Raw genomic sequence first — 22,449 nt, forward strand, 5'->3', positions numbered from 1 at the left:
GACCCGCGGTCGAACGGTCGTAGGGTTGGGCCGTTTGTCGTCGTGTCCGGGGTGTGGCGGGCGTAAACGCGCCCGGTGGCGGTGACTGCGGCACTGTCGGGAAGCCGATGCGTTCCATTTGGAATCCGGGACGGTCATAGCCGGCGAACCGGATGCGAGGTACGTTCGAGTCGTCCTATTCAGGGTCGAGGGGAACGTATTTCTTGACGCTGCGGTCGGTGTTGTCCGCATTGATTTCGTCCGGGAACGGTCTCGACTTCTCGTGTGCGGGAGTGGGTTCGATGGGGCGGGCGAAGTCTTCCGGGGAAGAGTCTGTCGCGATCGTCGGGATGTCCTGCCGGTTGCCGCAGGCACCCGACCCGGCCGCGTTCTGGCGGTTGTTGCGGGACGGCCTGGACGCGATCACCGCGCCGCCCGAGGGGCGTGCGGGCGTCCTGCCCGGCGGTTTCCTCGACGACGTTTCCGGGTTCGACGCCGGGTTCTTCGGGATATCGCCGCGCGAGGCCGCCACGATGGACCCGCAGCAGCGGCTGGTGCTCGAGTTGGCATGGGAAGCGCTGGAGGACGCGCGGATCGTGCCGGGCACGCTCGCCGGCGGGCAGACCGGCGTGTTCATCGGTGCCACCTGGGACGACTACGCGGCGTTGGGGCGGGGTTCGGCCGCCACCCCGCACACCATGACCGGCACCAACCGGGCCTTGATCGCCAACCGGGTGTCGCACTTCCTCGGCGTGCGCGGGCCCAGTCTGACCGTCGACTCCGCGCAGTCGTCCGCGTTGGTCGCGGTGCACCTGGCGGTCGAGAGCCTGCGGCGTGGCGAGACCGACCTGGCGTTGGTCGGCGGGGTGAACCTCAACCTCGACGGTGGGCGCGAGGCGAGCGCGGTCGAGTTCGGTGCGCTGTCACCGGACGGGCGCAGTCGCACGTTCGACGCGGACGCCGACGGGTTCGCCCGGGGCGAGGGCGGCGGTGTCGTCGTGCTCAAGCCGCTGGCCAGGGCGCTCGCGGACGGCGACCGGGTGCACGCGGTGATCCTCGGCGGCGCGGTGAACAACGACGGACCAGCGCGCGGGCTGACCGTGCCCAGTGCCGAGGCACAGGCCCAGGTGGTGCGCTCGGCGCTGACCGGCGCGGGCGTGCGGCCGGACGAGGTCCAGTACGTCGAGCTGCACGGGACCGGCACGCCGGTCGGCGACCCGGTCGAAGCCGCCGGACTCGCCGCCGCGCACGCCGACCGCGCCGAGGAGTTGCTCGTCGGATCGGCCAAGACGAACGTCGGTCACCTGGAAGGTGCGGCGGGCATCGTCGGGCTGCTCAAGACCGTGTTGAGCCTTCGCCATCGGCTGCTGCCGGCGACGCTTCACCACACGACCCCCAACCCGGACATCGAGGCCGGGAAGCTGCGCGTGAACACGGACCTGGCGCCGTGGCCGCGCGCGGACCGGCCGCTGATCGCCGGCGTGTCGTCCTTCGGCATGGGCGGCACCAACGCCCACGTGATCGTGGCCGAACCGCCGCCCGCGGACGAGACCGGTCGGCCGGACCCGCACGGCGCGGTGCCGTGGGTCCTGTCGGGCCGGACGGCCGAGGCGCTGCGGGCCCAGGCCGGTCGGTTGCGCGACCATCTCGCGGCCGGGTCCGGGGTGACGGCCGCGGAGATCGGTGCCGCGCTGGTCGGCACGCGCACCCACTTCGCGCACCGGGCCGTGATCGTCGACGGGACGGCCGGGCTGGACGCGCTCGCCGACGGGAGGCAGTCGCCCGGCCTGGTCGTGGGACGGACCGCCGACCTCGGCAGGACGGTGTTCGTGTTCCCGGGTCAGGGTGCGCAGTGGGTCGGGATGGGTCGGGAGCTGTACGCGGCCGAGCCGGTGTTCCGGGAGGCGATCGACGCGTGTGCGGAGGCGTTGGCTCCGTTCACCGACTGGTCGTTGGTGGAGGTGTTGGGCGGCGGGTCGTTGGATCGGGTGGACGTGGTGCAGCCCGCGTTGTTCTCGGTGATGGTGGGTTTGGCTGCGTTGTGGCGGTCTTACGGTGTCGAGCCCGATGCGGTGGTGGGTCATTCGCAGGGTGAGATCGCGGCGGCGTATGTGGCGGGTGCGTTGTCGTTGGCGGATGCGGCGCGGGTGGTCGCGTTGCGCAGTAAGGCTTTGGTGTCGTTGTCGGGTCTGGGCGGTATGACGTCCGTCGCCCTGCCGGTGGCCGAGGCGGAACGACTCGTCGCCCGCTGGGACGGGCGGCTGACGGTGGCCGTCGTGAACGCGGCCGGGTCCGTGGTCGTGTCCGGACCGGTGGCCGAACTCGCCGAATTGTCGGCCGTGTGCGAGTCCGAGGGCATTCGGGCACGGGCCGTTCCGGTCGACTACGCGGCTCATTCGGGTCAGGTGGCCGCCATCCGGGACCGGCTGCTCGCGGATCTCGCCGACGTGCGACCGCGGGTGGGGGCGGTGCCGTTCTACTCGGCGGTGACGGGCGGTGTCGTCGACACGTCCGCGCTGGACGCCGACTACTGGTACCGGAACCTGCGTGAGCCGGTCCGGTTCGACCTGGCGACCGGGGCGCTGCTCGCGGACGGACACGACGTGGTCGTCGAGGTCAGCCCGCATCCGGTGCTGGTGCCCGCGGTGGAGCACGGGACCGTGGTCACCGGGACGTTGCGTCGTGGGCACGGGACGCGCGAGGAGTTCCTGGCCGCCGTGGGCCGGGTGTTCACGGCGGGCGGGCACGTCGACCTCGGTTCGGCCTTCCCCGGCCCGACCAGGCTGGTCGACCTGCCGACCTACGCGTTCCAGCGGCGGCCGTACTGGTGGGACCGGCCGGTGGCGGAACCGGCGCCGGTCGCGGCCGACGCCGGAGCCGATCCCAGCGATCGGGTGATGGCCGCGATCGCGGCGGTGCTCGGGTATGTCGATGTCGCCGACATCGATCCGTCCCGCACCTTCCAGGAGCTGGGTTTCGACTCGGCCATGGGTGTGGCGCTGCGCGACCGGGTCAATCGGGTGCTGGGGCTTCGACTGCCGTCCGGACTCGTCTACGACCACCCGACGCCCGCCGCGCTGGTGGGCTACCTGCGGGACGACGTCGTCGAGGAGTCGTCCGCCCCGGTGGCGGTGTCCGACGATCCGATCGTCATCGTGGGCATGGGCTGTCACTACCCGGGTGGTGTGGCGTCGCCGGACGACCTGTGGCGGCTGGTCGTCGGCGAGGTGGACGCCATCGGCGACTTCCCGGCCGATCGCGGGTGGGACCTGGCCCGGCTGCACGATCCCGAGTTGCGCGGCGGCGGCACGACTTCCGTGGCCAAGGGTGGTTTCCTCGGCGACGTCAGCGGGTTCGACGCCGGGTTCTTCGGGATCTCGCCGCGTGAGGCGTTGGCGATGGACCCGCAGCAGCGTCTGGTGTTGGAGACGACGTGGGAGACGTTCGAGCACGCGGGGATCGACCCGACTTCGTTGCGGGGTAGCCGGACCGGCGTCTACACGGGCATCTGGTCGTCGGGCTACGCCGTCGGGGTGCCGGTGCCCGAGGACGTCGAGGGCTACCTCGTCACCGGCACGGCCACCAGCGTGACCTCCGGTCGGGTCGCCTATCACCTGGGGTTGCGCGGACCGGCGTTGTCGGTCGACACGGCGTGTTCGTCGTCGTTGGTGGCACTGCACCTGGCGGCGCAGGCGTTGCGGTCGGGGGAGTGCGACCTGGCGTTGGCCGGCGGTGTGACCGTGATGGCCACGCCCGTGATCTTCACGGAGTTCTCCCGCCAGCGCGGTCTCGCGCCGGACGGGCGCAGCAAGCCGTTCTCCTCGTCGGCCGACGGGACCAGTTGGGGCGAGGGCGCGGGTCTGGTGTTGTTGGAGCGGCTGTCCGACGCCCGGCGCAACGGCCACCGGGTGTTGGCGGTGCTGGCGGGTTCGGCGGTCAATCAGGATGGTGCGTCGAACGGGTTGACGGCGCCGAATGGCCCGTCCCAGGAGCGGGTCATTCGTCAGGCGTTGGCCAGTGCCGGTCTTGAGCCGTCCGATGTGGATGTTGTCGAGGCGCACGGTACGGGTACGACGTTGGGTGATCCGATCGAGGCGCGGGCGTTGTTGGCGACGTATGGCGCTGGTCGTTCTGAGCCGTTGTGGTTGGGGTCGGTGAAGTCGAACATCGGTCATACGCAGGCGGCTGCGGGTGTCGCGGGCGTGATCAAGATGGTCGAGGCGTTGCGGCACGGGGTGTTGCCGAAGTCGCTGCACGTGGACGAGCCGACCTCGCACGTCGACTGGTCGGCGGGGAACGTCCGGCTGTTGACCGAGGCCCTGCCGTGGCCGGAGACGGGTCGGCCGCGTCGGGTGGGTGTGTCGTCCTTCGGCATCAGCGGCACCAACGCGCACGTCGTGCTCCAGCAGGCACCGCACGAGATCGCGGCTACCCCGGTGGACCAGGACCGGGTGGTGCCCTGGCTGGTGTCGGCGAAGACCGAGGCGGCCCTGAACGCCCAGGTCCAGCGGCTGCGTGACTACGTGCTGACCCACCCGGACGTACCGGCCGCGACCATCGCACGGGAACTCGCCGGCCGCGCCAGGCTGCCCTACCGCGCGGTGCTCGTCGGCGCGACCGGCGCGGACCCGCTCGTCACCCCGACACCGGCCACGCTCGGCAAGAAGGTGTTCGTGTTCCCGGGTCAGGGTGCGCAGTGGGTCGGGATGGGTCGGGAGTTGTATGCCACGTCGGAGGTGTTCCGGGAGGCGATCGACGCGTGTTCGCGTGCCTTGGCTCCGTTCACCGACTGGTCGTTGGTGGAGGTGTTGGGCGGCGGGTCGTTGGATCGGGTGGACGTGGTGCAGCCCGCGTTGTTCTCGGTGATGGTGGGTTTGGCTGCGTTGTGGCGGTCCTACGGTGTCGAGCCCGATGCGGTGGTGGGTCATTCGCAGGGTGAGATCGCGGCGGCGTATGTGGCGGGTACGTTGTCGTTGGCGGACGCGGCGCGGGTTGTGGCGTTGCGCAGTAAGGCTTTGGTGTCGTTGTCGGGTCTGGGCGGCATGGTGTCGGTGGGCCTGCCTGTGGACGCGGAGTTGTTGTCGCGGTGGGGTGATCGGGTTTCGGTCGCGGTGGTGAACTCGCCGACGACGGTGGTCGTGTCGGGTGAGGTCGACGCACTGGCCGAACTCCTGGCTGTGTGTGAGCGGGAGGGTGTTCGGGCCCGCCGGATTCCGGTGGATTACGCGGCGCATTCGGCGCAGGTGGGGGCGGTTCGGGAGCGGCTGCTGGCGGATCTGGCGGACATCACGCCGTTGCCCGCGCGGATTCCGTTCCACTCCACGGTGACCGAGGGCTTGGTCGGCACGGTCGACGCGGACTACTGGTACCGGAACCTGCGCGAGCCGGTCCGCTTCGACCGGGCCGTGGAAGAGCTGACGGCGTCCAGGCACGACGTGTTCATCGAGGTCAGCCCGCACCCGGTGCTGGTGCCGACGCTGGACGCGACCGTCGTCACCGGCACACTGCGACGTGACCGGGGTGGGATCGCGGAGTTCCTCGCGGCCGCCGGACGCCTGTTCGTGGCCGGGGTCGAGGTCGACTGGACCCCGGCTCTGCCGCCGGCGGGTCGGGTCGACCTGCCGACCTACGCGTTCCAGCACGAATCCCACTGGCTCACGCCTGTCGCACCGCCTGCGGACCCGTGGCGCTACGAGGTCGCCTGGGCGCCGTTCACCCCCACGGGCGGGCCCACCGGGAGATGGGCGATCCTGCGGCCCGACGGCGCGCACGAGTGGATCGACGCGGTCGTGGAAGCGTTGCGGGACAACGGTGTCGAGGTGGTCGACACCGTCGACCAGGCCGACAGTGTGTTGTCGTTCCTCGCGTTCGACGAGTCACCGCACCCCGACCACCCGGCCGTGCCGGTCGGGCTGGCCCGGACCCTGGACGCGGTGCGCGAGTTGTCCGTGCCGCTGTGGTGCGTGACGAGCGGCGCGTTCGACACCAACCCGGCGCAGGCCCTGGTGTGGGGCCTGGGCATCTCGGCCGCGCTGGAGTTCCCGGACCGGTGGGGCGGGCTGGTCGACGTGGCCGAGCCGACCCCGGCGGCCGTGCGACGGCTGCTCGCCGTGCTCGGCGGCCCGGAGGACCAGGTCAGGATCCGCGACGGCGAGGTGTCCGTCCGCAGGCTGCGCCGGGCCGGGCCGACCAAGCCGGTCCGCGCCTGGCGGCCCGCGGGCACCACGGTGATCACCGGCGGCACCGGCGCGCTCGGCGCCCGGGTGGCCCGGTGGCTGGCCGACCAGGGCGCCGAACACCTCGTGCTGGTCGGTCGCGCCGGGCCGGACGCCCCCGGTGTCGACGGGCTCCGCGCCGACCTGGCCGCGTCGGGAGCCCGGGTCACGGTCGCCGCGTGCGACGTGGCCGACCGGGAAGCCCTGGCGGACCTGCTGGCCGGACTCGACGACGTCCGGTCCGTGTTCCACGCGGCCGGGGTGATCAGGTCGGGCCGGGTGGCCGACGACGACCTGGCCGCGTTCGCCGACGTGCTCACCGCGAAGGTCGCCGGTGCGGTGAACCTGGCCGAGCTGCTGCCGGACCTCGACACCCTCGTGCTGTTCTCGTCGACCGCCGGGGTCTGGGGCGACGGGCACGGCGCGGCCTACGCGGCGGGCAACACCTTCCTCGACGCCCTCGCCGCCCGGCACCGCGTCGAGGGTCGGGCGACGACGTCCGTGGCGTGGGGCATCTGGGCCGAAGGCGGCATGGCGCGACTGGACTCCGTCCGACGACAGCGCAGGCTGCTCGGCCTGGGCGAGATGGCGTCCGGGCGGGCGCTCGCCGCGCTGCGCGACGTGCTCGACCAGGACGTGTCGCACGCGGTCGTCACGCCGGTCGACTGGGCCGAGTTCGCGCCCGCGTTCACCCGGCAGCGACCCGGCCGGTTGCTCGCCGAGCTGTCCGAGGCCCAGGTCCGGGTCGAGCGGGCCGAGCCGGTCGCGGGCGACGTCCTCGACGTGATCACCACGCATACGGCGGCCGTGCTGGGGCACGCCTCGGCGGACCTGGTCGACACCCGTCGGGCGTTCAAGGAGCTGGGCTTCGACTCGTTGACCGCGGTCGAGCTGCGCAACCGCCTGGCCGCCGCCTTCGGGCGGAAACTGCCCGCCACGCTGGTGTTCGACCACCCCACACCCGAACGCCTCGCCGCCCACCTGCGCGGGGAGGGCACCGCGACGGCGGTGCGGGTCACGGCCGCGAGCGACGACCCGATCGCGATCGTCGGCATGGGCTGCCGCTTTCCCGGTGGTGTCGAGTCGCCGGACGACCTGTGGCGGTTGGTGTCCGGCGGTATCGACGCCATCGATGGGTTCCCCGACGACCGGGGTTGGGACCTCGAACGGCTCTACGACCCCGACGGCACCCGGCCGCGGACGTCGTCGACCCGGCAGGGCGGGTTCCTCGCGGACGCCGCCGGGTTCGACGCGGGGTTCTTCGGGATCTCGCCGCGTGAGGCGTTGGCGATGGATCCGCAGCAGCGGGTGTTGTTGGAGACGGCGTGGGAGACGTTCGAGCACGCGGGGATCGATCCGACCTCGTTGCGGGGCAGTGACACCGGGGTGTTCACCGGGATCTGGTCGACCGGCTACGCGAGCGGCGTGATCCCGGACGACCTGGAGGGCTACCAGGTCACCGGCACCGCGACCAGCATCGGCTCCGGTCGGCTGTCCTACCTGCTCGGGTTGGTCGGACCGGCGTTGTCCCTGGACACCGGGTGTTCGTCGTCGTTGGTGACGCTGCACCTGGCGGCGCGGGCGTTGCGGTCGGGGGAGTGCGACCTGGCGTTGGCCGGTGGCGTGACGATCAACGCCGATCCGTCGCTGTTCACCGGGATGTCCCGGCAGGGCGCGAGCGCGCCGGACGGTCGGAGCAAGTCCTTCGCGGCTGCCGCCGACGGTGCGGGGTGGGCCGAAGGTGCGGGTCTGGTGTTGCTCGAACGGCTGTCCGATGCCCGGCGCAACGGTCATCGGGTGTTGGCGGTGGTGCGGGGTAGTGCGGTCAACCAGGACGGTGCGTCGAATGGTTTGACGGCGCCGAATGGTCCGTCTCAGGAGCGGGTGATTCGTCAGGCGTTGGCGAATGCCGGTCTTGAGCCGTCCGATGTGGATGTTGTGGAGGCGCACGGTACGGGGACGACGTTGGGTGATCCGATCGAGGCGCGGGCGTTGTTGGCGACGTATGGCGCGGATCGTGCGGAGCCGTTGTGGTTGGGTTCGGTGAAGTCGAACATCGGTCATACGCAGGCGGCCGCGGGTGTGGCCGGTGTGATCAAGATGGTGTTGGCGTTGCGGCACGGGCGGTTGCCGAAGACGTTGCACGTGGACGAGCCGACCTCGGAAGTCGACTGGTCGGCGGGGAACGTCCGGCTGTTGACCGAGGCCGTGCCGTGGCCCGAGGTGGGACGGCCGCGTCGGGCCGGGGTGTCCGCGTTCGGGATCAGCGGAACCAACGCGCACGTCGTCATCGAGCAGGTGCCCGGGGCCGAGCCGGTCGAGGCCGATGATCCGCTGTGGTTGCTGTCGGCCAGGACACCGGAGGCGTTGCGGGAGCAGGCCGGCCGACTCCGTGACTTCGTGGCCGAACAGCCGGACGACGTCGGAATCGGTCGGGCGCTCGCCCGACGGGCGCGTTTCGATCACCGTGCGGTGGTGGTGGAGCGGGCGGCCCTGGACGCCCTGGCCGAAGGGCGCGAGCACCCAGGGTTGGTGACTGGGACGGCTTTGTCTCTGGGCCGCAAGGTGTTCGTGTTCCCGGGTCAGGGTGCGCAGTGGGTCGGGATGGGTCGGGAGTTGTACGCGGCCGAGCCGGTCTTCCGGGAGGCGATCGACGCGTGTTCGCGTGCCTTGGCTCCGTTCACCGACTGGTCGTTGGTCGAGACGTTGAACGGCGGGTCGCTCGACCGGGTCGACGTGGTGCAGCCCGCGTTGTTCGCGATGATGGTCGGGTTGGCGGCGTTGTGGCGTTCGCGTGGTGTGGAACCCGATGCGGTGGTGGGGCATTCGCAGGGTGAGATCGCGGCGGCGTATGTGGCTGGTGCGTTGTCGTTGGCGGACGCGGCACGCGTAGTGGCGTTGCGCAGCAAGGCCCTGATCGGATTGTCGGGCCTGGGCGGCATGGTGTCGGTCGGGTTGCCTGCCGACGCGGAGTTGCTGGAACGGTGGGGTGATCGGGTCTCGGTCGCGGTGGTGAACTCGGCGACGACCGTGGTCGTGTCGGGTGAGCCGTCGGCGTTGGACGAGTTGGTGGCCGCGTGTGAGCGGGAGGGTGTGCGGGCACGCCGGATTCCCGTGGACTACGCCGCGCATTCGGTGCAGGTGGAGGCGGTCCGGGATCGGTTGCTGACGGACCTGGCGGATATCACGCCATTGCCCGCCGGGATTCCGTTCTACTCCACGGTGACCGAGGGCCTGGTCGGCTCGGTCGACGCGGACTACTGGTATCGGAACCTGCGCGAACCGGTCCGGTTCGACCGGGCCGTGGAAGAGCTGACGGCGTCCGGGCACGACGTGTTCATCGAGGTCAGTCCGCATCCGGTGCTGGTGCCGACGCTGGACGCGACCGTCGTCACCGGCACACTGAGACGTGACGACAGCGACTTCCGACCGGCCCTCGCGCGGCTGATCGTCAGTGGCCACCCGTTGCCCGAGGACGGATTGGGGCGGATCGGTCTGCCCACCTACCCGTTCCAGCGCTCGCGTTACTGGCTCATGCCGACGACGGGCGAGCCCACGTCGGGGCACCCGCTGCTCGACGACGTGGTGGAACTGCCCGACGGGCAGGGCGCGGTGCTGACGGGACGCCTGTCCACCCGCACCCACCCGTGGCTCGCCGGTCACGTGGTCGACGGCACGATGTTGCTGCCCGGCACGGCCTTCGTCGAACTGGTCACCGAGGCCGCGCGCGTGCTCGGCCATCCCACGGTGGCGGAACTGGTCCTGCACGCACCCCTGGTCGTGACCGAACGCCCCATCCACGTCCAGGTGTCCGCCGGCGCACCGGACCACGACGGCCGACGGCCGGTGACGGTGCACTCCCGGGTCGACGGCGAGTGGGCCCGGCACGCGTCCGGGACGATCGGCTCGGAGCGCGTCGTCGGCACGGCGACCTGGACGCCGACCGGCGACGCCGTGGATCCGGCCGCCTTCTACGAGCACGTCGAAAGCCTCGGCTACGACTACGGGACCGCGTTCCGCGGACTGCGTTCCCTCCGGCACACCGCCGACGAGGCGTTCGCCGAGGTGACCGTGCCGGAGGGCGGCGGGTTCGGCCTGCACCCGGCGCTGCTGGACGCGGCGCTGCAACCGGTGATCCTGCTGCACCCCGACGACCGCGTCCGGCTGCCCTTCTCGTTCGCCGGGATCACCGTGCACGCCACGGGGGTGTCGACGGCCCGGGTCCACCTGTCCCGCACCGGCCCGGACACCTTCGCGGTCGTGCTGACCGACCTCGCGGGCACGCGGGTGGCCACGGTCGACGTGCTCACGGTGCGCCCGGCCGCCGACACCGGGGTGACGCTGCTGCGGACCGCCTGGTTGCCGCTGACCGGGGCCACGCCCGTGCCGGTCCGGCTCGCCCCGGAACTGTCCGGCGACGCCGTGCACGAGGTCACGCGACAGGCTTTGGCCCTGGTACGGGACCACCTGCGGTCCGACGACCCCGAGCGGCTGGTCGTGCCGACGCGGCCGGGGGACCTGGCGGGCGCGGCCGTGCGCGGGCTGGTGCGCAGTGCCGCCGCCGAGCACCCCGGTCGGTTCGTGCTGGTGGAATCGGACGGGCTCGCGCCGGAGCGGCTCCTGGAGGCCGGCGCGGTCGCGGGCGACGAGCGTGAACTGGCGGTTCGCGGCGACGAGGTGCTCGTGCCCCGGCAGGTGTCGTTCCAGCCCCGGCCGTCGTCCTCGGACGGGTCGTGGCGGCTGGTCGAGTCGGCCACCGGCAGCCTGGACGACCTGGCGTTCGTCGACGTGCCCGAGGTCCCGCTGGAACCGGGCCAGGTGCGGCTGCGGGTGCGGGCGGCGGGCCTGAACTTCCGGGACGTGTTGATCGCCCTCGGCATGTACCCGGACGCGGCGCTGCTGGGCGGCGAGGCGGCCGGGACGGTCCTCGAAGTCGGTCCCGGCGTCACGCGGTGGCGGGTCGGCGATCGCGTCCTGGGTATCGCGAGCGGCGCCTTCGGGCCACGTGCGGTCGCGGACCACCGGGTGCTCGCGCCCGTGCCGGACGGGTGGTCGTTCGCGCGGGCGGCGGCGGTGCCGGTGGCGTTCCTGACCGCCTGGCACGGTCTGGTCGATCTCGGCGGGGTGCGGGCCGGTGACCGGGTGTTGATCCACTCCGGTGCGGGTGGTGTGGGGATGGCCGCCATCCGGTTGGCACGCCATCTCGGCGCGGAGGTGTTCGCGACCGCGAGTCCGGGCAAGTGGGATGTGGTGCGGGGCTTGGGTTTGGACGACGGGCACATCGCGTCGTCGCGGACGGTGGAGTTCGCGGAGCGGTTCCCCCGGGTCGACGTGGTGCTCAACTCGCTCGCGGGCGAGTTCACGGACGCGTCGTTGGGGCTGCTCGCGCCCGGCGGCCGGTTCGTGGAGATGGGCAAGACCGACATCCGCTCGCCCGAAGGTGTGGACTACCGCGCGTTCGACCTCAACGACGTCGACCCCGCCCACCTGGGCGACGTGCTCGCCGAGGTGCTGGGGCTGATCGCCGCCGGCGCGCTCGACCTGCCCCCGATCGCGACCACCGACCTGCGGCGGGCCGGGGACGCGTTCCGGCTCATGAGCCGCGCCGGGCACACCGGCAAGCTGGTGCTCACCGTGCCCGCGTTGTCCGACGGCACGGTGTTGATCACCGGTGGCACGGGCACGTTGGGTCGGCTGCTGGCCGAGCATCTGGTGTCGCGGCACGGTGTGCGGCGGTTGGTGTTGGTGGGTCGTCGTGGTGGCGAGGCGCCGGTGCTGGACGCGGACGTCCGGGTGGTGGCGTGTGACGTGTCGGATCGTGGGCGGGTCGCGGACCTGGTCGCGTCGATCCCGGATCTGACCGCCGTGGTGCACGCGGCCGGTGTGCTGGACGACGCCGTGGTGTCCGAGCTGACCCCGGACCGGCTGGACCGTGTGCTGCGGCCCAAGGTCGACGGCGCCAGGCACCTGCACGAACTGACCTCCGACCTGGAGGCGTTCGTGCTGTTCTCCGCCGCCGCCGGGGTGCTGGGCAACGCCGGGCAGGCCAACTACGCGGCGGCCAACTCCTACCTCGACGCCCTGGCCGCGCACCGGCACGCGCTCGGCCTGCCCGCCGTGTCGATGGCCTGGGGGTACTGGGCCGAGGCGAGCGGCATGACCGGACACCTCACCGCGACCGACCGCGAGCGCTTCGCCCGTGCCGGGATCGTGTCCATGCCGACCGCGCAGGCGTTGGCGCTGTTCGACGCGGCCCTCGCGAGCGGCGAACCCGTCGTGACGACGGCTCGGCTCACGACCCGGACCCGGGCGCTCCCGCCGCCGGTCGCACCCGAAGCCGACCTGTTGTCCCTGGTCAGGACGCACACCGCCGCCGTGCTCGGGCACGGCGACGCCGCGGCGGTCAGGTCGCGGTCGGCGTTCCGCGATCTCGGGTTCGACTCGCTGACCGCCGTGGAGCTGCGCAACCGGCTCGCGTCGGCCACCGGGCTGCGGCTGCCCGCGACGCTGACCTTCGACCACCCGACCCCGGAGGAACTGGCCGAACACCTCGGTTCGGCGCTGACGGGTGTCCGTCGGGAGATCGCGGCGCCCGTGGTCGCGGCGGCCGGCGACGACCCGATCGTGATCGTGGGCATGGGCTGTCGACTGCCCGGCGGGGTGGATTCGCCGGACGACCTGTGGCGATTGGTGTCGGACGGGGTGGACGCGATCGGCGACTTCCCGACCGATCGCGGGTGGGACCTGGACGGGCTGTACCACCCCGATCCCGACCATCCGGGCACCAGTTACACGCGATCTGGCGGGTTCCTGACGGACGCCGCCGGGTTCGACGCCGACTTCTTCGGGATCTCGCCCCGCGAGGCGTTGGCGATGGACCCGCAGCAGCGGGTGTTGCTGGAGACGGCGTGGGAGACGTTCGAACATGCCGGTATCGACCCGACTTCGTTGCGGGGCAGTGAGACCGGGGTGTTCACCGGCCTGTGGTCGTCGGGGTACGGGGGCCGGGTCGACCAGGCGCCCCGCGACGCCGAGGGTTACCTGGCGACGGGCATCTCGCCGAGCGTGACGTCCGGCCGGGTCTCCTACCTGCTCGGCCTGCGTGGTCCATCGCTGTCGGTGGACTCCGCGTGTTCGTCGTCGTTGGTGGCGCTGCACCTGGCGGCGCAGGCGTTGCGGTCGGGCGAGTGTGACCTGGCGTTGGCGGGCGGCGTGACGGTCATCGTGAACCCGTTGGGGTTCACCGAGTTCTCCCGCCAGCGCGGTCTGTCCGCCGACGGCCGGTGCAAGCCGTTCGCGGCGGCGGCCGACGGCACCGGGTGGGCCGAGGGCGCGGGCCTGGTGTTGTTGGAGCGGTTGTCCGATGCCGAGCGGAACGGTCATCGGGTGTTGGCGGTCGTGCGGGGCAGTGCGGTGAACCAGGACGGCGCGTCGAACGGGTTGACTGCGCCGAATGGTCCTTCGCAGGAGCGGGTGATTCGTCAGGCGTTGGCGAATGCCCGGTTGGAACCGTCCGATGTGGATGTTGTGGAGGCGCACGGCACGGGCACGACGTTGGGTGATCCGATCGAGGCGCGGGCGTTGTTGGCGACGTATGGCGCGGATCGTGCGGAGCCGTTGTGGTTGGGTTCGGTGAAGTCGAACATCGGTCATACGCAGGCGGCCGCGGGTGTGGCCGGTGTGATCAAGATGGTGTTGGCGTTGCGGCACGGGCGGTTGCCGAAGACGTTGCACGTGGACGAGCCGACCGCGTACGTGGATTGGTCGACCGGGAACGTCCGGCTGTTGGCCGATGAGGTGGTGTGGCCCGAGGTCGGCCGTCCGCGCCGGGCCGGGGTGTCGTCGTTCGGGGTCAGCGGCACCAACGCGCATGTGATCATCGAGCAGGCGCCCGCCGCCGAGACCGTCGCCGACACCGGCCACGCGCCGTGGGTGATCAGTGCCAAGTCCGAGCAGGCCGTGCGTGACCAGGCGCGGCGGCTCGCGCCTTACTCCGGTGCCGCGGTGGCACGGGCGTTGGCCGGCCGGTCGCGTTTCGATCACCGTGCGGTGGTGGTGGAACGAGCGGCCCTGGACGCCCTGGCCGAGGGGCGTGAACATCCGGGGTTGGTGGCCGGGACGGCTTTGTCGTTGGGCCGCAGGGTGTTCGTGTTCCCGGGTCAGGGTGCGCAGTGGGTCGGGATGGGCCGGGAGTTGTACGCGGCCGAGCCGGTGTTCCGTGAGGCGATCGATGCGTGTGCGGAGACGTTGGCGCCACACGTGGACTGGTCGTTGGTGGAAGTGCTGGACGGCGGGTCGTTGGAGCGGGTCGATGTGGTGCAGCCCGCGTTGTTCGCGATGATGGTCGGGTTGGCGGCCTTGTGGCGTTCGCGTGGTGTCGAGCCGGATGCAGTGGTGGGGCATTCGCAGGGTGAGATCGCGGCGGCGTACGTGGCGGGTGCGTTGTCGTTGGCGGACGCGGCGCGCGTGGTCGCATTGCGCAGCAAAGCTTTGGTCTCACTGTCGGGTCTGGGCGGCATGGTGTCGGTGGGCCTGCCTGCCGACGCGGAGTTGTTGACGCGGTGGGGTGACCGGATCTCGGTCGCTGTGGTGAACTCGCGGGATTCCGTCGTGGTGTCCGGAGAGCCCGGCGCGTTGGCCGAGTTGGTGGCCGCGGGCGAGGCCGAAGGCGTGCGGGTCCGGGTGCTGCCGGTGGACTACGCGGCGCATTCGGTGCAGGTGGAGGCGGTTCGGGATCGGTTGCTGGCGGACCTGGCGGACATTACGCCGTTGCCCGCGCGGATTCCGTTCCACTCCACGGTCACCGAGGGGCTGGTCGGCACGGTGGACGCCGACTACTGGTACCGGAACCTGCGCGAACCCGTGCGTTTCGATCGGGCGGTCGAAGAACTCACGGCGTCCGGGCACGACGTGTTCATCGAGGTCAGCCCGCACCCGGTGCTGGTGCCCACGCTGGACGCGACCGTCGCCACGGGCACGCTTCGCCGGGACGACGCCGACTTCGCCTCCGCGTTGGCCCGCGTGTTCGTCGCGGGTGTGGACGTCGACTGGACGCCCGCCGAGGCGGGACACGCGGACGTCCCCACCTACGCCTTCCAGCGTCGGCGGTACTGGATGGTCGGGGAGGGTTCGGCCGACGTGAGCGCGGCGGGCCTGGACTCGGCGGGTCATCCGCTGCTCGGCGCGGCCGTGGACCTCGCCGACGGGCAGGGTGCCGTCCTCACCGGGCGGTTGTCCCTCGCGACCCACCCGTGGCTGGCCGATCACGCCATCCACGGCTCGGTGCTGGTGCCCGGCACCGGCCTGGTCGAGTTGGCGCTGCGCGCGGGCCGCCAGGTCGGTCGGCCCGTCCTGGACGAGCTGCTGCTGGAAACCCCGCTGGTCCTCCCGCCCGAGGGTGCCGTTCCGGTCCAGGTCGTGGTCGACGCCGCGAACGCGGTCACGATCCACTCCCAGGTCGACGGCGCCTGGGTGCGGCACGCCGTCGGTTCACTGGGCGTGGACGCACCGACTCCGGGCCGGCTGGAGTGGCCGACGGACGCGGAACCCGTGGATCTCGGCGACTTCTACGACGACCTGGCCGCCCGGGGCTACGAGTACGGCCCGGCGTTCCAAGGGGTCCGGGCGGTGTGGCGACGCGGGGGCGAGCTGTTCGCCGAGGTCGCCCTCGACCACCGCGACGGGTTCGGCCTGCACCCCGCGCTGCTCGACGCGGCGTTGCAGCCGCTCACCCTGGTCGCGGCCGGTTCGGTGCCGTTCTCGTTCGCCGGGGTGGCCGTGGTGACGGAGGGTGTGTCGGCGGTCCGGGTGCGGCTCACCCCGGCCGGCGACGCCTTCCGCGTGCTGCTCGCGACCGACAGCGGTGATCCCGTGGCCGTGGTGGACGCGCTGACCGTGCGACCGATGACGGCGGACTTCCACGCCCGCGACCGGCGGCTGTTCCGGCTCGACTGGGTTCCCGTCACGCCGTCGTGGACACCGGCCGCCGTGCACCGCGTGACCACCGCCGAGACCGATCCGGTCCGGGCCGCGCACGCCGTGGCCGCCGAGACCCTGGCCGTCGTCCAGGACTTCCTGCGCGCACAGGACGAGGGGAAGCTCGCGATCGTCACGCGCGGCGCGGTGGCCGTCGGCCCCGACGACGTGATCGACCCCGCCGCGTCGACCGCGTGGGGACTGGTGCGGGCGGCCGAGACCGAGCATCCCGGCCGGTTCACGCTCGTGGACGTCGACCACGACGGCGACGTCCAGGCACCCGCCGACGAGTTCCAGGTGGCGGTGCGGGGCGATCGGGTGTTCGCGGCCCGGCTGGACCGCGTGACGCCGCACGCGGGTCCGGTCGACCTCGGCGGGACCGCGTTGATCACCGGCGGCACGGGCACGCTCGGCCTGCTGGTGGCCCGGCACCTGGTGGCGCGGCACGGTGTCCGGCGGCTGGTGTTGCTCGGCCGTCGGGGCGGCGATGTGGTGATCGAGGGCGCGGACGTGTCCGTGGTCGCCTGTGACGTGACCGACCGGGCGGCGCTGGCCGAGGTGGTCGGGTCGATTCCCGACCTGGCCGCCGTGGTGCACGCGGCGGGCGTGCTGGACGACGGTGTGGTGGCGTCGTTGACGCCGGACCGCCTGCACGACGTGCTGCGGCCGAAGGTGGACGCTGCCTGGCACCTGCACGAGCTGGTCGGCGACGTGCGCGCGTTCGTGCTGTTCTCGTCGGCGGCCGGTGTGCTCGGCGGTCCGGGGCAGGCCAACTACGCCGCCGCCAACGCCTTCCTGGACGCCCTCGCCGCGCACCGGCATGCGTCGGGACTGTCGGCGGTGTCGTTGGCGTGGGGGCAGTGGGCGCAGACCAGCGGGCTGACGGCCGCCCTGTCCGAGGTCGACCAGCGGCGGCTGGAGCGGTCCGGGATCGTGCCGCTGTCGACGGAGCACGCGCTCGCGTTGTTCGACGCGGCCCTTGCCGACGGCACGCCCGCGCTGGTGCCCGCGCGGCTCGACCTGACCGCGTCGGCGCTGCGCGGCCTGACGAGGCGGACCCGACGCACCGCCGAGCCGGGCCTGGCGCACCGGCTGGCGTCGCTGCCCTCGGACGAGCAGCGGGCCGTGCTGGTCGACCTGGTCGACACGCACACCGCCGCGGTGCTGGGCAGGTCCGACGGAGTCGCGACCGACCGGGCGTTCAAGGACCTCGGGTTCGACTCGCTCACGGCGGTGGAGTTGCGCAACAGGCTGGCCGGGGCGTTGGGCGTGAAACTGTCCGCGACGGTGACCTTCGACCACCCGACGCCGGACAGGTTGGCCGAGCACCTGCGGGAGGTGTTGTCGGGGAAGGGCCGGGCGGCGGTGGTTCCGGTGGCGGTGGCTTCCGGAGACGACCCGATCGTGTTGGTGGGTCTGGGGTGTCGGTATCCGGGTGGCGTCGGTTCGGCCGCGGACCTGTGGCGGGTGGTGTCGGAGGGTGTGGACGCGATCGGCGACTTCCCGACCGACCGGGGCTGGGACCTCGACCGGCTTTTCGACCCGACGGGCACGTCCGGCACCAGCTACGTGCGATCGGGCGGGTTCCTGCACGAGGCGGCGGCCTTCGACGCCGGGTTCTTCGGGATCTCGCCGCGTGAGGCGTTGGCGATGGATCCGCAGCAGCGGGTGTTGTTGGAGACGGCGTGGGAGACGTTCGAGCATGCCGGGATCGATCCGACCTCGTTGCGCGGCAGTCGGACCGGGGTGTTCACCGGGATCTGGTCGTCCGGGTATGGCGCCGGGGTCCAGCCGCCCGATCTGGAAGGCTACCTGTCGACCGGGGTCGCGACGAGTGTGACGTCGGGTCGGGTGTCGTACCTGCTGGGGTTGGAAGGTCCGGCGTTGTCGGTGGACACGGCGTGTTCGTCGTCGTTGGTGGCGCTGCATTTGGCGGCGCAGGCGTTGCGGTCGGGTGAGTGCGATCTGGCGTTGGCCGGTGGCGTCACGATCATGGCCACGCCGTCGGGGTTCGTGGAGTTCTCGCGGCAGCGCGGCTTGGCGTCGGACGGTCGGATCAAGTCGTTCGCCGCCGGAGCCGACGGCACGAGCTGGTCCGAGGGCGCGGGTCTGGTGTTGTTGGAGCGGCTGTCGGATGCGCGTCGTCGTGGTCATCGGGTGTTGGCGGTGTTGGCGGGTTCGGCGGTGAACCAGGATGGTGCGTCGAATGGTTTGACGGCGCCGAATGGTCCGTCTCAGGAGCGGGTGATTCGTCAGGCGTTGGCGAATGCCGGTCTTGAGCCGTCCGATGTGGATGTTGTGGAGGCGCACGGTACGGGGACGACGTTGGGTGATCCGATCGAGGCGCGGGCGTTGTTGGCGACGTATGGCGCGGATCGTGCGGAGCCGTTGTGGTTGGGTTCGGTGAAGTCGAACATCGGTCATACGCAGGCGGCTGCGGGTGTGGCCGGTGTGATCAAGATGGTGTTGGCGTTGCGGCACGGGGTGTTGCCGAAGACTTTGCACGTGGACGAGCCGAGCCCGCACGTCGATTGGTCGGCAGGCTCGGTCCGGCTTCTGGAGGACGCCGCGCCGTGGCCTGCGGCGGGTCGTCCCCGTCGGGCGGGTGTGTCGTCGTTCGGGATCAGTGGCACGAACGCACACGTGATCCTCGAACAGGCGCCCGAGGTCGAGCCGGTGGAGGTTCCCGGGTTCGTGCCGTGGTTGTTGTCGGCGAAGTCACCGGAGGCGTTGCGGGAGCAGGCTGCGCGGTTGCGCGGGTTCGTGGACGAGCCTACGGCGGGTGCGGCTTTGACCGGCCGGGCGAGGTTCCCGTATCGCGCCGCGTTGACCGACCGGGCCAACCTCTCGGCCGACCTCGAAGCGCTCGCCCACGGCGATGTGCCCCTCGTCCCGGCCGAGGCCGGGAAGGTCGCGTTCGTGTTCTCGGGCCAGGGTTCGCAGTGGCACGGCATGGGTCGGCGGTTGTATGACGCCTATCCGGTGTTCGCGCGCACGGTGGACGAGGTGTGCGAGGCCCTCGGACTGGCCCTGCACGAAGTCGACCTGGATCAGACCCGGTTCACGCAGCCCGCGTTGTTCGCGGTCGAGGTGGCGCTGTACCGGTTGGTCGAGTCGCTCGGGATCACCCCCGACTACCTGGTGGGTCATTCGGTGGGCGAGTTGGCCGCCGCGCATGTCGCCGGGGTGTTGAGCCTGGAGGACGCGTGCACGCTGGTGTCGGCGCGTGCCCGGCTGATGCAGGACCTGCCACCGGGTGGGGCGATGGTGTCGATCCGGGCCGCTGAAGCCGACGTCGCGCCGACGTTGCCCGAGGGCGTGTCGATCGCCGCGGTCAACGGGCCGGAGTCGGTGGTGATCTCCGGTGTCGAGGATGCCGTGCTGGAGGTCGCGGGACGATGGGAGTCTCGCCGACTCGTGGTGAGTCACGCGTTCCACTCGGCGCTGGTGGAGCCGATGTTGGTCGAGTTCGCCCGGGTCGCCGGGAGTCTGACCTACCACGCGCCGTCGGTGCCGGTCGTGTCGACGGTGACCGGCACGCCGACCGATCTGTCCACTTCGGACTACTGGGTGCGGCAGGTGCGGGCGACGGTCCGGTTCGCCGACGCCGTGGAGTGGGCACGGGCCAACGGGGTCACCCGCTTCCTGGAGATCGGCCCGCACCCGACGCTGGTGCCGGACGGGGTCATGCGCCGGGACCACGACGAACCCGAACGCGTTCTCTCCGCACTGGGCCGCCTGTGGGAACAAGGCGGCGAATGGACCCTGCCCAAAGCCCACGCCGACCTGCCCACGTACCCCTTCGAACGCGACCGGTTCTGGCTGCTGCCCACGACCTCGGCGGACGTCACGGGCGCGGGTCTGGGCACGGTCGACCACCCGCTGCTGGGCGCGGTGGTCGAACTGCCGGACGAGACCGTGGTGCTGACCGGGCAGCTCTCCCCGGCTACGCAACCGTGGCTCGCGGAGCACGTCGTCCTGGGTGCCGCGCTGCTGCCGGGGTCCGCGTTCGTGGAACTGGCGGTCCGCGCGGGTCGCCAGGTCGGCTGCCCGTCGGTCGAGGAGCTGGTGGTGGAGGCACCGCTGACGATCACCGGCCCGGTCGACGTGCGCGTCACAGTCGGTCCACCCGATGACACCGGACGGCGGACGATCGCCGTGCACTCCCGCGACCGCGAGGACTGGACCCGGCACGCGACCGGCACGCTGGGTGCCGGATCACGGCCGGAACCCTGGCACGAGCCCGCCACCGAACCGGTGGAGGTGACCGGCTTCTACGACACCGCCGCCGATTCCGGGTTCGAGTACGGCCCGACGTTCCAGGGTGTGCACGCGGTGCGGCGCGCGGGCGACGACCTCTACGCCGACATCGCGCTGCCCGGCGACGGCGGCCGGTTCGCGGTCCACCCCGCCCTGCTGGACGCCGCGCTCCAGCTCGTCACGATCGCCGACGGCACCGCGAAGATGCCGTTCTCGTTCACCGGCATGGAGGTCTGGGCGACCGGCCGCGCGACGGCCCGGGTCCGGCTGGCGGCCACCGGTCCGGACACCTACCGCGTCGACCTCGCCGGCCCGGCGGGCGAACCGATCGCGGCCATCCGCGCCGTGACCCTGCGCGCACCGTCGTCGGCCCGCGGCCGACAGGACCTCTACCGGGTGGTCTGGCCGGAGGCGGACCTGCCGGTCGGTGCGCCCGCCGAGCGGGTCCACCACGCCACCGACCCGGTCGCCACGCTGCACGTGGTGCGGGAGTTCCTCGCCGAGGTCGAGCGCGCCGACGACCCCGACGCTCGCCTGACCGTGGTCACCCGGCACGCGGTGTCGGTGCGGGGCGAGGACGTGCCCGAGCCGCGGGCCACCGCCGTGTGGGGCCTGGTCCGCGCCGCCGCCACGGAGAACCCCGGGCGTTTCGTGCTGATCGACACCGACACGGACGAGCTGCCCGACGTGGGCGACGAGCCGCAACTTGCCATCAGGGCCGGCAAGGCGCACGTGCCCCGGCTGGAACGCACCGGCTACGAGCCCTTGCCGTCCACCCTGCGCCCCGGCGGGACCGTGCTCGTCACCGGCGGCACGGGCGTGCTCGGCAGGGAGGTCGCCCGGCACCTCGTGGCCCGGCACGGCGTCACCCGGCTGCTGCTGGTCGGGCGGCGTGGCCCGGACGCGCCGGGTGTGCGCGAGCTGGTGGCGGAACTCGACGCCGAGGTCACGGTCGTCGCCTGTGACGTGGCGGACCGCGACGCCGTGGCCCGACTGCTCGCGGACCACCCGGTGACCGCCGTGGTCCACGCTGCGGGTGTGCTCGACGACGCCGTGGTCCCCGCGTTGGACGCCGACCGGTTCGCCCGGGTGTGGGGTCCCAAGGCCGATGCGGCGTGGCACCTGCACGAGCTGACCGCCGATCTGGACGCGTTCGTGCTCTTCTCCTCGGCTGCGGGTGTGCTGGGCGGTGCGGGCCAGGCCAACTACGCCGCCGCGAACGCCTTCCTCGACGCGTTGGCGACCCACCGGCACGCCCGCGGGCTCCCGGCCGTGTCGCTGGCGTGGGGTCAGTGGGAGCGGGACAGCGGCATGACGAGCGGGCTCACCGACGCCGACCGGCGGCGGATCGCGCAGGCCGGGGTGTTGCCCCTGTCGACCGACGACGCGTTGGACCTGTTCGACGCGGCTCTCACCGCCGGGGAACCGGCGCTCGTGCCGGTGCGGCTCGACCTGCCGGCCCTGCGCCGGGCGGGCGACCCGCCCGCGTTGCTGCGCGCGCTGGTGCGACCGCGTCCCCGCGAGGCCGTCGATCCGACGGCCGACGTGGACACCCTGGTCCTGCGCGCGGTCGCCCACGTGCTCGGACACGCTTCCACGGCGGCGATCGACCCGCACCGACCGTTCAAGGACCTCGGCTTCGACTCGTTGACCGCCGTCGAGCTGCGCAACCGGCTCGACGTCGACACCGGGACGCGGCTGCCGGCCACGATCACCTTCGACCACCCGACGCCCGCGCGGCTCGCCGACCACCTGCGATCCCGGCTCGCCGCGCCGGACCCGGTGCTGGCCGAGCTGGACCGCCTGAAGTCCACTTTGGACAACACGGTGGACGTCGACCACCGGGAGATCGCGGCCCGGCTGGAGGCGCTGCTGGCGTCGTGGACGGCCCGGCACCACGAGGACGCCGACGACCTGGACGCCGCGACCGACAGCGAGCTGTTCGGGATTCTCGACGACGAGCACCGCAGGACCCGGGTCATCCGCTCCGGCGAGCACCACAGCGTGGGGGAGTAGCCGT

1 protein-coding gene is annotated in these 22,449 nt (G+C 72.2%); it reads left to right on the forward strand.

From position 1 onward, the window contains the following. Window positions 1–281: 281 nt before the first annotated feature. Window positions 282–22,445 carry a type I polyketide synthase gene (locus F4559_RS34990; protein ID WP_281386309.1) on the forward strand — a complete coding sequence of 7,388 codons (22,164 nt, stop codon included), beginning with the start codon at window positions 282–284 and terminating at the stop codon, window positions 22,443–22,445. Window positions 22,446–22,449: the final 4 nt, after the last annotated feature.

The sequence above is a fragment of the Saccharothrix violaceirubra genome, assembly GCF_014203755.1.
In the GTDB taxonomy this organism is placed as follows: Bacteria; Actinomycetota; Actinomycetes; order Mycobacteriales; family Pseudonocardiaceae; genus Actinosynnema; species Actinosynnema violaceirubrum.